At 69.3% G+C, this 16,449-nt stretch carries 17 protein-coding genes; 12 read left to right on the top strand and 5 right to left on the bottom strand.

Annotation, left to right across the window (positions count from 1 at the left end; all coding sequences use genetic code 11):
• Positions 1-4: 4 nt before the first annotated feature.
• The 3 genes from ACWGCN_RS29985 to ACWGCN_RS29975 are packed head-to-tail and all read right to left on the bottom strand — an operon-like array spanning position 5 to position 2,720.
• Positions 5-748 (bottom strand): SDR family NAD(P)-dependent oxidoreductase, encoded by a 744-nt coding sequence (locus ACWGCN_RS29985; RefSeq protein WP_378987800.1) that lies wholly within the window; start codon positions 746-748, stop codon positions 5-7.
• Positions 745-1,800 carry an alpha/beta hydrolase family protein gene (locus ACWGCN_RS29980; RefSeq protein WP_452459310.1) on the bottom strand — a complete coding sequence of 352 codons (1,056 nt, stop codon included), beginning with the start codon at positions 1,798-1,800 and terminating at the stop codon, positions 745-747. Before ACWGCN_RS29980 ends, ACWGCN_RS29985 begins: the two co-directional genes overlap by 4 nt.
• Positions 1,797-2,720, bottom strand: a complete 924-nt coding sequence (locus ACWGCN_RS29975) for a zinc-binding dehydrogenase (protein ID WP_452459311.1) — start codon at positions 2,718-2,720, stop codon at positions 1,797-1,799. Before ACWGCN_RS29975 ends, ACWGCN_RS29980 begins: the two co-directional genes overlap by 4 nt.
• Before the next feature lie 171 nt (positions 2,721-2,891).
• Between ACWGCN_RS29975 and ACWGCN_RS29970 the strand changes: the two genes are divergently transcribed.
• The 4 genes from ACWGCN_RS29970 to ACWGCN_RS29955 all read left to right on the top strand — a co-directional run bounded on the left by ACWGCN_RS29970 (position 2,892) and on the right by ACWGCN_RS29955 (position 6,421).
• Positions 2,892-3,827: a LysR family transcriptional regulator gene (locus tag ACWGCN_RS29970; RefSeq protein ID WP_449965292.1), complete on the top strand. Its 936-nt coding sequence runs from the start codon at positions 2,892-2,894 to the stop codon at positions 3,825-3,827.
• A gap of 160 nt (positions 3,828-3,987) precedes the next feature.
• Positions 3,988-4,425 carry a DUF4247 domain-containing protein gene (locus ACWGCN_RS29965; RefSeq protein WP_378987811.1) on the top strand — a complete coding sequence of 146 codons (438 nt, stop codon included), beginning with the start codon at positions 3,988-3,990 and terminating at the stop codon, positions 4,423-4,425.
• 41 nt (positions 4,426-4,466) lie between these two features.
• On the top strand, positions 4,467-4,892 hold the full coding sequence (locus tag ACWGCN_RS29960; RefSeq protein ID WP_378914280.1) for a DUF350 domain-containing protein: 426 nt from the start codon (positions 4,467-4,469) through the stop codon (positions 4,890-4,892).
• On the top strand, positions 4,892-6,421 hold the full coding sequence (locus ACWGCN_RS29955; RefSeq protein ID WP_452459312.1) for a polyamine aminopropyltransferase: 1,530 nt from the start codon (positions 4,892-4,894) through the stop codon (positions 6,419-6,421). Before ACWGCN_RS29960 ends, ACWGCN_RS29955 begins: the two co-directional genes overlap by 1 nt.
• 2 nt (positions 6,422-6,423) lie before the next feature.
• On the opposite strand, the gene ACWGCN_RS29950 is transcribed toward ACWGCN_RS29955, so the two are convergent.
• Positions 6,424-6,666, bottom strand: a complete 243-nt coding sequence (locus tag ACWGCN_RS29950) for a hypothetical protein (RefSeq protein WP_452459313.1) — start codon at positions 6,664-6,666, stop codon at positions 6,424-6,426.
• Positions 6,667-6,682: 16 nt separating this feature from the next.
• On the bottom strand, positions 6,683-7,759 hold the full coding sequence (locus ACWGCN_RS29945; RefSeq protein WP_452459314.1) for an NAD-dependent epimerase/dehydratase family protein: 1,077 nt from the start codon (positions 7,757-7,759) through the stop codon (positions 6,683-6,685).
• A gap of 114 nt (positions 7,760-7,873) precedes the next feature.
• Between ACWGCN_RS29945 and ACWGCN_RS29940 the strand changes: the two genes are divergently transcribed.
• The 8 genes from ACWGCN_RS29940 (at position 7,874) to ACWGCN_RS29905 (ending at position 16,448) form a co-directional block, all read left to right on the top strand.
• On the top strand, positions 7,874-8,497 hold the full coding sequence (locus tag ACWGCN_RS29940) for a TetR/AcrR family transcriptional regulator (RefSeq protein ID WP_378987823.1): 624 nt from the start codon (positions 7,874-7,876) through the stop codon (positions 8,495-8,497).
• Positions 8,498-8,593: 96 nt separating this feature from the next.
• Positions 8,594-8,914: a nuclear transport factor 2 family protein gene (locus ACWGCN_RS29935; protein ID WP_301900910.1), complete on the top strand. Its 321-nt coding sequence runs from the start codon at positions 8,594-8,596 to the stop codon at positions 8,912-8,914.
• Positions 8,911-10,059, top strand: coding sequence for an alkaline phosphatase family protein (locus ACWGCN_RS29930; protein ID WP_452459315.1), 1,149 nt, complete (start codon positions 8,911-8,913; stop codon positions 10,057-10,059). Before ACWGCN_RS29935 ends, ACWGCN_RS29930 begins: the two co-directional genes overlap by 4 nt.
• A 63-nt stretch (positions 10,060-10,122) precedes the next feature.
• A complete protein-coding gene (locus tag ACWGCN_RS29925) occupies positions 10,123-10,443 on the top strand; it encodes a hypothetical protein (protein ID WP_378627619.1) in 321 nt (106 codons plus the stop codon).
• Between the two features lie 154 nt (positions 10,444-10,597).
• Positions 10,598-11,869, top strand: a complete 1,272-nt coding sequence (locus tag ACWGCN_RS29920) for a transcriptional regulator (protein WP_378987832.1) — start codon at positions 10,598-10,600, stop codon at positions 11,867-11,869.
• 87 nt (positions 11,870-11,956) lie between these two features.
• Positions 11,957-13,474 (top strand): acetaldehyde dehydrogenase ExaC, encoded by a 1,518-nt coding sequence (gene exaC / locus ACWGCN_RS29915; RefSeq protein ID WP_387443432.1) that lies wholly within the window; start codon positions 11,957-11,959, stop codon positions 13,472-13,474.
• Positions 13,474-13,881: a DUF779 domain-containing protein gene (locus tag ACWGCN_RS29910; protein ID WP_378987837.1), complete on the top strand. Its 408-nt coding sequence runs from the start codon at positions 13,474-13,476 to the stop codon at positions 13,879-13,881. The genes exaC and ACWGCN_RS29910 overlap by 1 nt, the downstream gene beginning before the upstream one ends.
• Before the next feature lie 221 nt (positions 13,882-14,102).
• Positions 14,103-16,448, top strand: coding sequence for a sensor histidine kinase (locus tag ACWGCN_RS29905; protein ID WP_452459905.1), 2,346 nt, complete (start codon positions 14,103-14,105; stop codon positions 16,446-16,448).
• Position 16,449 lies beyond the last annotated feature (1 nt).

Raw genomic sequence — 16,449 nt, 5'->3', positions numbered from 1 at the left:
GTTGTCACCGCGGGTACGCGGCGACCAGTCCGCCGTCCACGATGATGTCCTGACCGTTGATGTAGGACGCCTCGGCGGAGCCGAGAAAGGCGACGAGGGCGGCGATCTCGTCGGTGTTGCCGAATCGTCCGCTCACGACGCGGGACGCGGCCATGGTGGCGAACTCCTCGGTCATCGCCCCGGCGGACATGGGGGTATCGATATAGCCGGGGCTGATGGAGTTGACCCGGATGCCGCGGGGGCCGAGTTCGGTGGCGAGGGTGCGGGCGAGATTGTGGACCGCGGCCTTGGTGGCGGCGTAGAGGGTCAGGGCGCTGTCGGCGCGGTGCAGGGTCCACGACGCGTTGAGGACCACGGCCGCGCCGGGGGTGAGCAGCGGCAACGTCTTCTGGACGGTGAAGAACACGCCCTTGAGGTTGACGTCGACGGTGTGGTCGAAGTCGGCCTCGGTGATGTCGGAGAACGCGGCGAAGGCGCCGGTGCCCGCGTTGGCGAAGACCAGATCGAGGCGGCCGAATCGCGCGGTGACGGCGGCGACCATCGTGTCGATGGCGTTCAGGTCGGCGGTGTCGGCGGCGAGACCGGTGGCGCGCGGGCCGAGCTGCGCGGCGGCGGCCCGGACGCGTTCGCCGGTGCGGCCGGTGATGACGACGTGGGCGCCTTCGTCGATCAACCGCTGTGCGGTGGCCAGGCCCATTCCGCTGGTGCCGCCGGTGACGAGCGCGATCTTGTCGGTGTAACGGTTCATGAGATTCCTTCGGTGAGGTGGTCGGCGACGGTGGGCAGCCAGGCCGGCCGGTTGTTCCCGACGAGGTGGTCGCCGCCGGGGATGCGCAGGTAGTGGGCACGGGGTGCGGTGCGCGCCAGCAGTGCACCGTCGGTGACCCCGGGGATGGCGTCGTCCGCGCCGTCGACCACCAGCAGTGGGCAGTGCAGGGCCGGGGCGAGGGGTGTCAGATCGACTGTGGAGGCGAAGGCTTCGGCGGCTTCGCGGGACCCTGCTCGGCGGGTGATGAGGTCACCGACGGGGTCGGGCAGTGCCGGCCAGTCGAGTCGGAACGGTCCACTCACCGTGGCGGCCACGGTGATTCGCGGGTCGAGTGCCGCGGCGGCTGCCGCGTAGTACCCGCCGAGGCTGAGCCCGACGATGCCCACCTCCGCGACACCGAGCGCGTCGATCACCCCGCCGATCACGACGGGATAGTCGGTGGTCACGGTCGAGGTCGCGGCGAGCGCGCCCTGCCCGGGTCCGTCCATGGCGAACACGGCCGCGCCTCGACGGACGAGTGCGTCGGCGAGCACATGGAACTCGTCCTTGCTCGAGTCCAGTCCCGGCACCACGATCACAGTGCGTGCCGCGTCAGCGGGGCCGCGCCGGATGCCGGTGAAATCGCGACCGGTGATCCGCCGCGAATCCGGTTCCAGGAGCGAGAAGCCCGCTTCGGCGGCGGAGTCGGCCGCCGCCGCGTGCACGTGGTGATCGCTGTCGGGGATGAGCGTGGCCAAGTGCGCCCATCGCGCCGCCATCAGGAGATTCTCGCCTCGGGTGACCGTCGACGGCGGCGCTGTTGGATATCGCGCGGCCGCCGACCCACGGTCCGCCCGGTCAGGCCCGGGGTGCGGTTGCGTAACCCCCCGGTGCTGCTCGGCCGCGACCCGGAACCGCAGGGCCGCGGCCGCGCACGCGGGCGCCCAGTCGGCGGGTGTCGCGACAGCGGCACAGGCCCGGCGATAGGCGTGTGGGTCGATTCCCGCGCCCGTGGCGCGACTGAACATCGACTCGACCAGTTCGGCGTTCATCGCGCCGCACCCGTGGTCAGGACGGCCTTGCCTCGAATGCGCCGATCCCGCAGATCTACCAGCACTTCAGCGGTCTCGGACCAGTCGGCGACCCGGCCGATCTCCGGATGCAGCCTGTTCTCGGCGACGAGCCGCACGAGCGTGGCGAGGTCGCGATCGTAGGGCGCGCCCGCGTAGTGGAAGTGCCGGAGCGTCGCGTTCTCCGGGCCGGTGAAGAAGTCGAAGAAATCGAGCGTCGCCGGTGTTCGGCTCGCCTGCCCGAACCAGACCGCCGTGCCACCGGGAACGAGCTTTGCCAGGCACAGTGCCAGTGCGGGGCCGCCGGTCGACTCGAGGACGAGGTCGAAGGGCCCGGAGGCCGCGTCGAGGTCGTGCACCACCTGGGTGGCGCCCAGGGCCGAGAGCCGCTGTCCGCGTTCGGGCGACGCCGTGACGGCGGTGACCGAGGCGCCGGCTGCCGCCGCGAGTTCGGTCACGTAGTGCCCGACGCCGCCCGATGCCCCGGTGAGCAGGATCCGAGTCCCCGCTACCGGCCCCGCCACACGCATCAATCGCAGGGCGGTGATGCCGGCCAGCGGAAGGGCGGCCGCACGGACCGCGTCCACCCCGTCGGGCAGGGGAACCAGTGCGTTTGTCGGCACCGCCGCGTATTCCGCCCAGCCACCCAGCGGCGGATGACCGACGACCCGGGTTCCGACCGATGGGCCGGATCCGTCGGCCGCGGCCTGCACGACCAGTCCGGCGATGTCTTTGCCCGGCAACAGATCCGGGCGCGGATCCGCCAACAGGAAGGTCTCGCCACGGTTGGGCGCGAAAGCCTCGACGCGGACGAGTGCCTCGTCGGCGCGGGGCACGGGTTCGGCCGCTTCGGTCATGGTGACCGGCTGCTTCGGGTCGCCGGTCGGAATCAAACGTCGCATGCCGTGATGTAACCGCCGTACCGTCGGCCCGGGCCAACAACTGGGCCGCGATGGTGACAACGCACGGTTGTCGCCGCTGCGTGTCATACCTGGACGCCGACCGCCGACGGTTTCGCCGCAGTCGGTGGAACTCCGTGTCAGGGCGGCCGAGAGGAGCGCTATGGTGCGAACGTGGACCTGGACCTGGCAACCGTGCGCGCGTTCGTGCGCACGGCGCACGAACGGCATTTCGGCCGTGCCGCCGCGAACCTCGGGATCACTCAGCAGGCGCTGTCCAAGCGAGTGGCCCGACTGGAATCCAGCCTCGGTGTCCGCCTACTCGACCGCGACCAGCACGGGGTACGACTCACCGAGGCCGGCGCGCGGTTTCTGCCGGGCGCCGAGGAGACCCTGCGCGCGGGTGATCGGGCGGTGGCCGCCCTCGTCGGCGAGCACGGTCCCCTGCACATCGACGTGTGGGGACACCTGTTCGCTCCGCTGCGCACGGTCGCCCAGGTCGCGACCGCACCGGGAGCACCGCCTCTACGACCGGGCCACGGACGCGACCTGCCCACCGTCGCCGCGGCCGTCGTCCACGGTGAGATCGACGCCGGATTCGGCCGGGTCCACCCGCCCTTACCGGACGGGTTGACCCATCGTCTCGTCCGCCTCGAGCCGGTCGATGTGGTCGTGAGCACCGATCATCGGCTCGCCGGGGCCACCTCGCTGCGCCCCGACCAACTGCGCGACAGCGTCCTGCACGCACCGGCCGATCTCGGCCGCCTGGACTTTCTTGCCCGGTTCGCCGAACGTTTCGGTATCAGCGAGCACCTGACCACCCCGAATCTCGGTCTCGCACCGATGCTTTCGACGCTGGCCGCCGATCCGCGTGGCTTCGCCCTCCTGCCCGCCGACGTCGAGTTCCCCGAGGCGCCAGGGGTCACCGCGATACCGCTGGTGGACCCGACTCCCCTCTACGCCTGGTCGTTGATCTGGCGTACCGGCGCCGAACCGCCACTGCTCGAAGCGCTGGTGACCGCCCTGGTCCGGACGGCAGGCGAGAATCGGTGGCTGGAGTACGACCCGGCCCGCGACTGGTTACCGACGCAGGAACCCACCCTCGCCTGATCACGGGCACAGCCACACTGTCGGTCCGTATTGTCCGAATCGATGCGGGAGGTCCGCTCACCCGGTGATACAGTCCGGCAGGATTTTTCGATGGGGAGGGTCAGTCATCAACGCAGCACGGACAGTTGGGTGGCGCACCGGGTTCGGGGGGGTCGGCTCGATGAATCGCACCAGGTGGATCATCGCGAGCCTGGTGGCGGTGGTCGCGGTCGTCGTGGCGGTGGTCGTCGTCGTGGTGGTCACCCGCGACGAGGATCCGCGTGAATTCGTCGCGGAGAAGTACCGGCGAGCGCAGCAACTCGATCAGGCGAACAACGGCCTCGCGTTCCTCGCCACCGCCGCACCGGCCGTGGTGGCCGCCACGATCGCGAAAGCCACCGACCCGCGCGGCCGGCGCAATACCGGCGACAACCACTACCTACGCTTTGACCACGACCTCCTCGCGGTGTCACCGCATGCCGGTGGCTCCCTGATCCTCGTCGACAGCTACGCCAACGGCACGCGCCGCCATCACGCCCACACCAGCGGTTACGGCTGGACCAGCGGCTCCGCGGCGGGCGACTACCGCGGCGGCGGCAGCGACAACGGCGGCAAGTAGTTCATTCGGGCATCTCGCCCGCACAGCACAGGAGGACACTCATGCTCGCCGACCTGGCGGCGGACGCGGGCGCAGCGCTCGCCTATTCCGCGGTGGGAATCGTGTTGATGGCCGTCGGTTTCGGCGTCGTCGACCTGCTCACCCCGGGCGACCTGCGCGCCCAGATCTGGATCGAACGCAACCGCAATGCCGCGATCCTGCTCGCCTCGAACCTGTTCGGGGTCGGGATCATCGTGGCCGTGGCCATCTGGACCTCGGAAGGCAAGATCGCCGAGGCGCTGCTGTCCAGCGCGATCTACGGGGTGATCGGGCTGGCCGCGATGGCGGTGGCGTTCGTGCTGCTCGACGCGCTCACCCCCGGCGACTTCCGGGCCGTCGTCGCCGACGCCGAACCGCATCCGGCGGTGTGGGTCACGGCGTCGGCGCATGTCGCGGTGGCGCTGGTGGTGGCCGCGGGCCTGACCTGATGCCCCGGCACCGCCTGGCCAGGGCGGCACTGCTGGCGACCGTGTTCGTCTGCGCGGCATGCGGTTTGGTGTACGAGCTGTCGCTGGTCACCCTCGGCAGCTATCTGATCGGTGACACCGCCGCGCAGGCGTCGATCACGTTGAGCGTGATGGTCTGTTCGATGGGTGTCGGCGCGCTGCTGGCGAAACCGCTCCGGTCGCGTGCCGCCGCGGCTTTCGTGGCCGTGGAACTGGCATTGGCCGTCGTCGGCGGGCTCTCCGTGGCTGCCCTGTACGCCAGTTACGCGTGGCTCAATCTCTATACCGGCACGCTGGTGCTGGCGGCGGCGGTGATCGGGATGCTCGTCGGTGCGGAGATCCCGTTGCTGATGGAGTTGCTCCAGGACATCCGCGAGCAGGAGGCCAGCAGCGCGGTCGCCGACCTGTTCGCGGCCGACTACGTGGGTGCGCTGCTGGGTGGCCTGGCGTTTCCGTTCCTGCTGCTGCCGGTGTTCGGGCAGATCCGCGGCAGCCTGGTGGTCGGGGTCGTGAACGCGATCGCCGGACTCGCGTTGGCGTTCTTCTTCTTTCGCGACAAGATGACGCGCGGCGCTCGCCACGCCCTGATCGCCGCGACCGTCGTGGTGGCCTGCGGGCTGACCGGTAGTTACCTCTACGCCGACCGTTTCGAGGCGACCGCGCAGCAGGCGCTGTTCGCCCACCCGATCGTGTGGCAGACGCGTACGCCCTATCAGCAGATCGTGCTCACCGAGTCGTTCTCCCCGTTCGCCACCACCGATACCCGGCTCTATCTCAACGGCGGACTCCAGTTCTCCTCGGTCGACGAATACCGCTATCACGAGGCGCTGGTGCACCCGGTGCTGGCGGGCCCGCACCGTTCGGTGCTGGTGCTGGGCGGCGGCGACGGCCTCGCGCTGCGCGAGATCCTGCGCTATCGCGACATCGCCGAGGTGACCCTGGTCGAACTCGATCCGGCGATGATCGAGCTGGCCCGCACCGACGACCGGCTCACCGATCTCAACCGCCGCGCGTTCGACGATCGACGGGTCACCGTGGTCGAGGCCGACGCCTTCACCTGGTTACGCAGTGCTCCAGGGCTTTTCGACGCGGTGATCGTCGATCTGCCCGACCCCGACCAGACCTCGGTGGCCAAGCTGTACTCGCAGGAGTTCTACGCGATGACCGCCAACGTGCTGGCCCCCGGCGCCCGCATGGTCGTCCAATCGGGCTCGCCCTTCTTCGCCCCGCGCTCCTTCTGGACCATCGACGCCACCGTGCGCTCGGCGGGTCTGCACACCACCCCATATCACGTGGACGTCCCGAGCTTCGGCGACTGGGGCTTCGTGCTGGCGTCGGCGGGCGCGGCGCCGACGCCGTCCCTGCGCAGCCCCGGGCCCCTGCGTTCCCTTGACGAGACCACCCTCACCGCGGCCACCGTCTTCCCACCGGACCGCCGAGCGGTCGACCCCGAGGTCTCGACATTGATGCGTCCGGTGATCCTGGATCTGCAACGCCAAGAATGGCGTTGACGTCAGACCTGACCCGAACAGGCCAGGTGCATACCGACGACGACGAGCCCGAGGACGGCGACCACCGCCGACAACGCCGGTGCCGGTTCTCGCACCAACCGGGACGCGCCGCGCCGCACAGCGACACCTGCCCGCTCCAGCCGGCTCGCGAGGGCCGGACGCCCGGTGGGCTCGCCGTCCGCGCGCCCGCGGAACTTGCGGCGGACGACGCCGAGCAGAGTGAGGACGAGCGCGGTGATCAACATCGTCTTTCCTTCCCGCTCAACGGGTTCCGACAACAGCACGCGATGAGTTCGCGGGCCGTCCGGGAGCGGTGACGATGCCGAACGCGATCAGGCTGTCGGCGGTGTCGCGCACGGTGTCCTCGATCGGACGCATGGTCCAGCCCAGTTCGCGGCGGGCCTTGTCGGCGCTGACGTGTTCGGTGCGGCCCAGCACCGGCACGGTCAGGCGCACACCTTTGTCGAAGACGGCGACCACGCGGATCACCCAGTTCGGCAGGACCCGGGTGGGGACACGGAAGCCCTCGGCGGCGTAGTCGCGGGCCAGCAGGCCGGCCAGCTCCCCCATCCAGAGCGGATCGGCCGCGCAGATGTATCGATTGCCCGCGGCCTCGGGGACTTCCATCGCCAGCCGGTGCGCCACGGCGAGGTCGCGCACGTCGACGGGGGTCCAGCCGGTTTTCACCGAACCGGGGACGTCGCGGGCCAGCAGTCGGCGGACCGGCTCGTGGGAGGTACTGGTCCTGGCTTCGAGCAGCGGGCCCAGGATCATGCCGGGATTGACCACCACCAGTTCCAGATCCGAGGCGGCGGGCAGGGATTCGACGAAGTCCCAGGCCGCGCGCTCGGCGAGGGTCTTGCTCTTCTGATACGCGGGGATGCGCTCGACCACCGACCAGTCGTCCTCGGTCCGTACCTCGTCGGTGTCGTGGCCGTAGGCGACGGCGGCGACCGAGGAGGTCAGCACGACGCGGCGGACACCGGCGGCCGCTGCGGCGCGCAGCACGCGCAGGGTGCCCTGCACCGCGGGCTCGATGAGGTCCTGCTCGTCCTCCGGCGGTGCCGCGGGGAACGGCGAGGCGACGTGCAGCACGGTGTCGCAGCCGGTGACCGCCGCGGCCCAGCCCGCGTCGTCGTCGAGGGAGGCGGCGACGAATTCCAGCTCGCCCCCGGTGCGGCGGGCGAGTTCGGCCAGGTGGGCGCGGGTGGCGTGCGCGGCGAGGTCGCGCACGGTGGCGCGGACGGCATAGCCGTGGTCGAGGAGTTCGGCGATGCAGTGGCCGGCGACGAAACCTGTCGCGCCGGTGACGAGTACCCGGGTGGTCATGGTGGTCATCCATTCCGTCGATTCGGTGGAGCACGCATCTAAGCGATGCTCAATTAATCTAAACACTGCATAGATTTCCTGTCCAGTGCCAATTCCGGCGGAGGTCTCGCATACGCTCGGAGGGTGAAGCGCACCAGTTACCACCACGGCGATCTGCGCGCCACGCTGATGGACGCCTGCCTGCGCCTGATCGAGAGCGAGGGCCTGGCCGCGGTGAGCCTGCGCCGGGTCGCCAGGGAGGCCGGGGTCAGCAGCGGCGCGCCCTATCACCATTTCGCCGACCGCGCCGCGCTGCTCTCCGCCCTGTCGATCGACGGCTTCCAGCAGTTGGCGGCCTATCTGACCGCCGCCAGGGCCACGACCACCGACCCGCTGGCGGCCCTCACCGAACTCGGCGATGCCTACGTGCGGTTCTCCCGCGAACACCCGGCCCAGTTCCGGCTCATGTTCCGGCCCGAACTGTCCCAGCCGGAAAAGCACCCCGACGCCCACGCCGCCGGCGACGCCGCCTTCGACGTCCTGGTCCGGACGGTCGCCGACTGTGTCGCCGTCGGGGCGCTGCCCGCCGATCGCGCCGAGACCCTGGCCGTCGCCTGGTGGGGACTGGCACACGGGCTGGCATCGCTGTGGCTCGACGGACATCTCGAAAAGCGCAGTGAACAGATGGGCACGCACGCCCCCGAACTCGTCGACACGATCATGCGCACCTTCACCGCGCTGATCGCGCCGGGATCGGCGACCGCCTGACGCGCCGCCCAAATTCCGGCGACCCGGCACGTGCACTCACCTAGAGTGAGTAACACCGTCTTTGTCCGTGCGTACCCGCTTCGAGCAGGAGGCCCGATGTCCGGCACCGCGAAACTCGATCCCGTGGTCGAAGCGTTCGTCGACGCGCTCAACGCGCAGGACACCGACCAGTTCTACGGTGTGCTCACCGAGGACGCGACGATGTCCGATGACGGTGTCGAACGCAATCTCGCCCAGTGGACCGAGGCCGAGATCTTCAGCAGCAACGGACATCTGGTCGTGGACACGGTCGACTCCGACGACGGCCTCGCCCTCACCGCCGACTACACCAACAGCCGGTGGGGTTCGATGCGCACCACCTGGCAGTTCGTCCTGCGCGACGGGCTGATCAGCCGATTCGAAACAGGACAGGCGTGACCGACGATCTTCTTCTCACCCCGCGTTACGGCACAGCCACACTCGCCGATCTCCTCCCGTCGGTACTGAGCTGCCTCGGTGTCCCCGGCGACACCGACCGACTCGGCCTCGATCTCGATGTCGACCGTGTCTGCGTATTACTCGTGGACGGACTCGGCGCACAAGCCCTGGCGGCCGAGTCCGCTGCGGCGCCGTTCCTGACGAGCCTGCCCGAGGCGAGCATCGACGCCGGGTTCCCGAGCACCACGGCGACGAGTCTGACCACCCTCGGCACCGGCCTGCCCGCCGGCGAGCACGGCATCGTCGGCTACTGCATGCGCCTGCCCGGCGAGGAACGCCTGTTCAACTCGCTCAGGTGGCAACTCATGGGCGACGGACCGAAGGCCGACGCACGCGCCACGCTCCCACCAGACCGGATCCAGCCGCATCGCACCGTCTTCGAGCGCGCCACCGCGGCGGGCATCGCGGCGGTACAGGTCGCACCGAGCTACCAGGACGGTTCCGGCCTGACCTCGGCCGGCTGGCGCGGCGGCGAATTCCGCACCGCCTACTCGGTCGGCGATCTCGTCGACGGAGTTCTCAACGCCCTCACCTCGGCACCGAAAACCCTGGTCTACACCTATCATTCGGAACTCGACACCACCGGCCACGCTCGCGGGCCCGCCAGCCGCGCATGGCGGTTCGAACTCGCCAATGTCGACCGGATCGCCGCTGAGATCGCCGCGCGCCTGCCCGCTCGCTCGGCGCTGATCGTCACCGCCGATCACGGCATGATCGAACTGCGCGAGCGCGTCGACTTCGACACCCACCCGCACCTGTCGGACGATGTCGCGGCACTCGGCGGTGAACCACGCGCCCGCCACGTCTACACCGACAACCCCGCCGCGGTCGCCGACACCTGGCGCGGCGTTCTCGGGAGCGGATTCTTGGTGCGCACCCGAGACGAGGCGATCGAGGCAGGCTGGTTCGGCCCGGTCGTCACCCGCGACGCCGCCGCGCGGATCGGCGATCTCGTCGTGGTCGCGAGCGGCGACGGCGGTGTCGTGCGGTCGGGCGCCGAACCGCTGCAATCGATGATGATCGGCCACCACGGCTCGCTCACCGCCGCCGAGCTGCGGGTTCCCCTGCGAATCCACCGCGCCTGAGCACCACCGCATAAGCTGGCGTCGACGCGCGACCGCGCGCAGCGAACCATTCCAGGAGGAATCATGCACGCCAACACCCGAACCGGCGCCGTCGCGGTGGGCGTCGCGGTGCTGGCGGCATTGGCCACCGGATGCGCCGAGGTCGAGCGAGTGCTCAACCAGGGCGGTGACACGAGCTGTCGCGACTACGTCAACCAGGACGCGAACACCAAGCGGATCACCATCACCAAGGCGATCAAGCAGCAGACCGGCAACGACAACGAACCGGCGGGCACCGTGGTCGACTCGATGATCGTGCAGGTCGATCTGCTGTGCGCGACTCAGCGCAATGTCGACACCCCGATCAAGAACGCCGATATCGCCGGGATCTTCCTGAACAAGTAGTCACCGGCGTCAAGGCAACGCGACAGCCCGGCGACCGGTGACCGGTCGTCCTCGGCACAAACGTTCCCACGGCGGTGGCACAGCTGATAGACAGTAAGCGCCACACCCGTTCTCGTCGCTGGAACGGTGCGTCACCGACGAGCAGGGAGTGAACGTGGGCGAGGAACTGGGCAGGGCACCAGGCGCCCACGACGACCCGATCGCCGGACCGCACCGGCCCGAACGACTCTCGGACTACCGGGTCGAACTCGAGAAGCAGTGGAACCGCCTCGCCGCGCCCTCGCGCCCGCTGACCCTGCCCCGCGACACCGGGGCCGTGCGCAACGATGTCGCCAAATCCTGGCAGCGCTCCCTGCACACCGTCGACCCCGCCACCGAAGTCGCTCCCGGATTCAACGACATCAGTGACCGCTGGTCGGAATCCCCGCTGCGCAGACCGGTCACCGAACTCGCGGGTCAGCTGCGCGGAATGGCCGAGGAGTCGGGCTATCTCGCCGTCGTCAGTGACGAATCGGGCACCATCTTGTGGACCGCGGGCGATCGCACGCTGCGCCGCCAAGGGGAAGCGGTGAACTTCGCGCCGGGCGGGGTCTGGGACGAAAGCCACATGGGCACCAACGGGTTATCTCTGGCCCTGCACGACGACAGGGCCGTCACCGTGTTCTCCGCCGAGCATCTCGTCGCCGCGCTGCACGGCTGGGTCTGCTACTCCGCGCCGATCCACGGCCCCGACGGCCGCACGGTGGGTGTGCTCGATCTGTCCTCGACGTGGGAACGTTCGCATCCGATGGTGATGACCTCGGTCCGCGCATTGGTCACCGCCGTGGAGACCATGCTGCGGGCCGAGGCGCCCACCCCGGCACCGGGTGTTCGACTCGAATGCCTCGGCGCCGCACGGCTTTTGCGCGACGGCAGGCCGGTGCCGCTGCCGCCGCGCCAACTCGAGATCCTCGCGCTGCTGGCGCTCGAGCCCGACGGCTACACCCCCGAGCAATTGCACGCCGCGGTCTACGGTGAGCGGCCGGTATCGCTGAACACGCTCAAAGCCGATGTGTCGCACCTGCGCCGCGCCACCCGCGGCGAGATCACCAACCGGCGCTACATGCTCACCGGCCAGGTCTCCTGCGACGCGGTGGACCTACTGGCCGCCATCGAGGGCGGCGACCTCACCTCGGCGCTGTGGCTGTATCGCGGACCACTACTGCCCGGATCGGATCTGCCGGGCGTCGAACAGTGGCGCGCCCACCTCGATGTCGGCATCCGCAACGCCGTGCTGGGCAGCGACCGGCCCGAGCACGCGGTCGCGTTCGGGCAGCGCTGCCCCGGCGATGTCGCCGTGCACGAGCACGCCCTGCGGCTACTGCCTCGCGATGATGTCCGCCGCGCCGTCGTGACGGCCCGGCTTTTCACCGCACGCCAGGGCTGACCTGCGCAGACGCCGTCACCAACCTCGTACCAACCTTCGCCGACCATAGTGTGGGGCACCACGCAGAGGTCGCGAGGAGCGAGGCGAATGATCTACGGCAAACCCGGATCGGATACCGGCATAGTCAGCTATGCCGCCCGATACGACAACTTCATCGGAGGTGACTGGTCGCCCCCTGTCGAAGGCCGTTATTTCGACAACACCTCACCGGTCGACGGTGAGATCTTCTGCGCGGTGGCCCGTTCCAGCGCCGCCGACATCGACATGGCGCTCGAGGCGGCACACCGCGCCACCGAGCGATGGGCCGCGACCTCGGTCACCGAGCGGGCCGACATCCTGCTCAAGATCGCCGACCGGATCGAGAACAGTCTCGAACCGCTGGCCGTGGCCGAGACCTGGGACAACGGCAAACCGGTGCGCGAAACCCTGGCGGCGGACCTCCCGCTGGCCATCGATCACTTCCGGTACTTCGCGGGTGTGCTTCGCGCCCAGGAGGGCTCGCTGTCCCAGATCGACGCCGACACGGTCGCCTATCACTTCCACGAACCGCTCGGCGTGGTCGGCCAGATCATTCCGTGGAACTTCCCGATCCTGATGGCCGCCTGGAAACTCGCACCCGCGCTGGCGGCGGGCAACTGCGTGGTCATCAAACCGGCCGAACAGACACCGGCGTCGCTGCTGCTCGTCGTCGAACTCATCGCGGATCTGTTACCCGACGGAGTTCTCAACGTGGTCAACGGTTTCGGTGTCGAGGCGGGCAAACCGCTGGCACAGAGCCCACGGGTGGCCAAGCTCGCCTTCACCGGCGAGACCACCACCGGGCGGCTGATCATGCAGTACGCCAGCGAGAACATCATTCCGGTCACTCTCGAACTCGGCGGCAAGAGCCCCAACATCTTCCTGCCCGATGTGCTGGCCGCCGACGACGATTACCTCGACAAGGCCGTCGAGGGGTTCGTCATGTTCGCCCTGAACCAGGGCGAGGTGTGCACGTGCCCGTCGCGGGCGCTGATCCACTCGTCGATCTACGACGAGTTCCTCGCCCGCGCCATCGCCCGCACCGAGGCCATCGTGTCCGGTCATCCACTCGACACCGAGACGATGATCGGCGCACAGGCCGGCAACGACCAGTACGAGAAGATTCTGTCCTATTTCGACATCGGCAGAGCCGAAGGCGCCCGCGTGCTCACTGGAGGGGAAGCACGCAAGGTCGACGGTCTACCGGGTGGGTACTACATCGAACCCACGGTCTTCTCCGGTGACAATACGATGCGGATCTTCCAGGAGGAGATCTTCGGCCCGGTCGTCGCGGTCACCCGCTTCGATACCGTCGACGAAGCGATCCGCATCGCCAACGACACCCTCTACGGTCTCGGTGCGGGCGTGTGGACCCGCGACATGAACACCGCCCACCGACTCGGCCGCGGCATCAAGGCAGGCCGGGTCTGGACCAACTGCTACCACGCCTACCCCGCCCATGCCGCGTTCGGCGGCTACAAGAAGTCGGGGTTCGGCAGGGAGAACCACGCGATGATGCTCGGGCACTACCAGCAGACCAAGAACCTGCTGGTCAGTTATTCGACGACGAAACTCGGGATGTTCTGATGCAGAATCGAATCCACCGTGTGGAGATCACCGAGCGCGCTCAGACCCTGCTCCGCCGCCTCATCGAGGACAACGGCCCGGTGCTGTTCCGCCAGGCCGGCGAGGGCTGCGACGACGACGCCGCACCGGTGTGCCTGTCGGCCAAGCAGTTCCCGATCGAGAAGGCCGACATCCTGCTCGGCCGGCTCAGCTGGCACACCGAATTCTGGATCAGCGCGGCGCAATTCGAATGCTGGAAAGATACCCACCTCACCGTCGACGTGACGCGCGGTGAGGCTGCCGAGGATTCGCTCGAGGCAGGCCAGGGCATGCGATTCGTGTTGCGTGCCAGGCTGCTGACCGAGGCGGAGCACGCGGCACTGGCGGCCGGGCCGCCACCACGCACGGGCGCCGACCGCACACTGTAGCGGCGCCCGCCGAAAACCTGACCTGGCAGCATCTTTCCCGGCGCTGCCAGGTCGCGGCGAGCCCCCGCCGACTGGGCCATCGCGGCTCAGCCGGCGGGGTGAGCTCGCCGTTTTTTCGTTTTCACCCCCATATAGCAAATGTGTTCCCGCGCAAACCAAATCGCGTCTCGCTCAGCGAGACACAGGCGACAACAGTGCAACGATTCCGTTACGTTATGGCGATGTTCTTAGCGAGACTCGGTGTGCGCACCCGGATTCTGGCGATTGCTCTCATCCCGAGTTTGACTCTGGTGGTGGTCGGCGTCGGTACGGCGGGCTACCTGGTCGAGCAGAGCAACAAAGCCAAGTCGTGGGCCGTGCAGTTGCAGGATGCCGCCGTACCGGCCCGTGAGCTGATCGAGGCGGTCCAATCCGAGCGACACCTGACCCTGGCCCACATCGCGGGCGACGAGACCGCCGCACTCGGCCTGGCCGCCGCGCGCACGCGCATGGACGGCGCCTTTCGTGGCCTGATCGCCGCTGGTGAGAACCTGCGCGCGATCGATGACTCCAACATCGGCAACGACAAGGCCGGCTTCGCCACTCTCGGCACGCATCTGGACGGCGTGCGCAAGGGCGCCGACGCCCGGATGCTGCCGATCGCGGACGCCTACCTGTTCTACAACTCGCTGCTCAACGTGATCATCCAGGGCACCAAGGTCGCCGAGCGCGCGGCACCCGACGCGGTCGTCGCGACCGGTGTGTCCGAGGGGCTTCGCTTGCTCGGTGCCGCCGAGGCGATGTCGCGCAGCAACGCGGTCGCCGCCGCGATGGTGGCCTCGGACGGCGCCTCCACCATCCCGCTCGACGAGTTCACCAACCAGAGCGGCCTCTACCACGGCGAAATCGCCAACCTGGCCGCCGGACTCGACGAACCCGAGCGCGGCGCCGTCGTCGCGTTGACGGCCACCGGGCACTGGCAGCGGCTGAGCGCGATGGAATCCGCTCTCGTGCAGCGTTTCGCGGTGTCGGCGGCCGCCCAGGCGAGTACCTCGACCAGCAAGGCTCCCACCCCCGTCGCACTGCCGATGCCGATTCCCGAATGGCAGAACGCCGCGGCCGAGGTCAACCGGAGCCTGCTCGACTCCTACACCAGCTACAACGACCACGTGCAGAAGCTTGCCGAGGATTCCTCGCGCAAGGCCGAGACCAATGCCGCGCTGGCGGGCGGCGGCGTGCTCGCGCTCAGTGCGCTCGTCTTCCTCATCGCGATCGTCCTGGCGAACCGGATCATTCGCCGGCTGCGCCGGCTGCGCACCGCGACACTGCAACTCGCCGACGAGCAGCTGCCCGCCACCATGCGCACCCTGCGCGACGGTGGCGAGGTCGACCCGGCCGACACCGCGCCCACCCTGGACTTCGGGCACGACGAGATCGGTCAGGTCGCCAAGGCCTTCGAACACGCCGCCGCCGCGGCGATCGGTGCCGCGGTCGACGAGGCCCGTACTCGCGAGGGCGTGCGCGCGGTGTTCCTCAACATCGCCCACCGCAGCCAGATCGTGGTGCACCGCCAGCTCGAGATCCTCGACGAAGCCGAACGCCGCCAAGAGGATCCGGCACTGCTCGAGACGCTGTTCCGGCTCGATCACCTCGCCACCCGTGAACGTCGCAACGCCGAGAACCTGATCATTCTCGGCGGCGGTCGCCCGGGACGGCAGTGGCGTCAGCCGGTGCCGGTGATGGACGTGGTGCGCAGCGCCATCGGCGAAACGCTCGACTACGCGCGCGTGCGGGTCACCAAGCTGCCCGAGGTCAGCGTCGTCGGCACCGTCGTGGCCGACCTCGTGCACCTGCTCGCCGAGCTCGTCGACAACGCCACCGCGTTCTCCCCGCCGCAGTCGCGGGTCGAGGCGAGCGGCAATGTCGTCGGCAAGGGCGTGGTCGTCGAGATCACCGATCAGGGCATGGGCATGAGCGCCGACGACCTGGTCCGCTACAACACCATGCTGGCCGATCCGCCGGATTTCGGTGTCGGCACGCTGTCCTCGGACTCGCGCCTGGGCCTGTTCGTGGTCGCCCGGCTGGCCCTCGCGCACGGTGTGTCGGTGCGGCTGAGCGAATCCGATTACGGCGGCATCCGCGCCATCGTGCTGATCCCCCAGCAGTTGCTGGCCGGTGAGGCCGACCTCGCGGGCACGCCGCCCACGATGACCGGCCCGCTGCGCCGTGGGCTGCCCGCACCGCAGGATCCGGGACCGATCGCCGCTCTCGAATCCGCGCCCGCGCCGGTCGCGACCCTGGTCGCCGACCCGCCGACCCCGCGCCCGATGGCACCGGCCCCCGAGGCGCCCCCCGCGCAGACCCCGCGCTACGACACCGGCTCCGACGAACGACCCGCGCTGCCGCGTCGCAGCAGACAGACCAATCTGGCGCCCGAGCTCGCCGAGCCCGCCGCCGAGGCGCCGCGCGCACCCGAGCGCCCCCGCTCCGCAGAACAGGCGCGCGACATCATGTCCGCGATCGAGAACGGCACCCGCCAGGGTCGCAAACAACAGACCACATCGAACCAGGACGAACAGGAAGGCTGAG

The sequence above is a fragment of the Nocardia sp. NPDC055050 genome (assembly GCF_053608345.1).
Note: the sequence above shows the minus strand (reverse complement) of the source record. Positions and strands in the feature narration are given on the sequence as shown.

Bases quoted from the DNA above. Each gene is read 5' to 3' on its own strand.
- ACWGCN_RS29985 (WP_378987800.1), bottom strand. From the start codon at position 748: ATGAACCGTTACACCGACAAGATCGCGCTCGTCACCGGCGGCACCAGC.
- ACWGCN_RS29980 (WP_452459310.1), bottom strand. From the start codon at position 1,800: ATGAACGCCGAACTGGTCGAGTCGATGTTCAGTCGCGCCACGGGCGCG.
- ACWGCN_RS29975 (WP_452459311.1), bottom strand. From the start codon at position 2,720: ATGCGACGTTTGATTCCGACCGGCGACCCGAAGCAGCCGGTCACCATG.
- ACWGCN_RS29965 (WP_378987811.1), top strand. From the start codon at position 3,988: ATGAATCGCACCAGGTGGATCATCGCGAGCCTGGTGGCGGTGGTCGCG.
- ACWGCN_RS29960 (WP_378914280.1), top strand. From the start codon at position 4,467: ATGCTCGCCGACCTGGCGGCGGACGCGGGCGCAGCGCTCGCCTATTCC.
- ACWGCN_RS29955 (WP_452459312.1), top strand. From the start codon at position 4,892: ATGCCCCGGCACCGCCTGGCCAGGGCGGCACTGCTGGCGACCGTGTTC.
- ACWGCN_RS29950 (WP_452459313.1), bottom strand. From the start codon at position 6,666: ATGTTGATCACCGCGCTCGTCCTCACTCTGCTCGGCGTCGTCCGCCGC.
- ACWGCN_RS29945 (WP_452459314.1), bottom strand. From the start codon at position 7,759: ATGACCACCATGACCACCCGGGTACTCGTCACCGGCGCGACAGGTTTC.
- ACWGCN_RS29935 (WP_301900910.1), top strand. From the start codon at position 8,594: ATGTCCGGCACCGCGAAACTCGATCCCGTGGTCGAAGCGTTCGTCGAC.
- ACWGCN_RS29925 (WP_378627619.1), top strand. From the start codon at position 10,123: ATGCACGCCAACACCCGAACCGGCGCCGTCGCGGTGGGCGTCGCGGTG.
- exaC (WP_387443432.1), top strand. From the start codon at position 11,957: ATGATCTACGGCAAACCCGGATCGGATACCGGCATAGTCAGCTATGCC.
- ACWGCN_RS29910 (WP_378987837.1), top strand. From the start codon at position 13,474: ATGCAGAATCGAATCCACCGTGTGGAGATCACCGAGCGCGCTCAGACC.
- ACWGCN_RS29905 (WP_452459905.1), top strand. From the start codon at position 14,103: ATGTTCTTAGCGAGACTCGGTGTGCGCACCCGGATTCTGGCGATTGCT.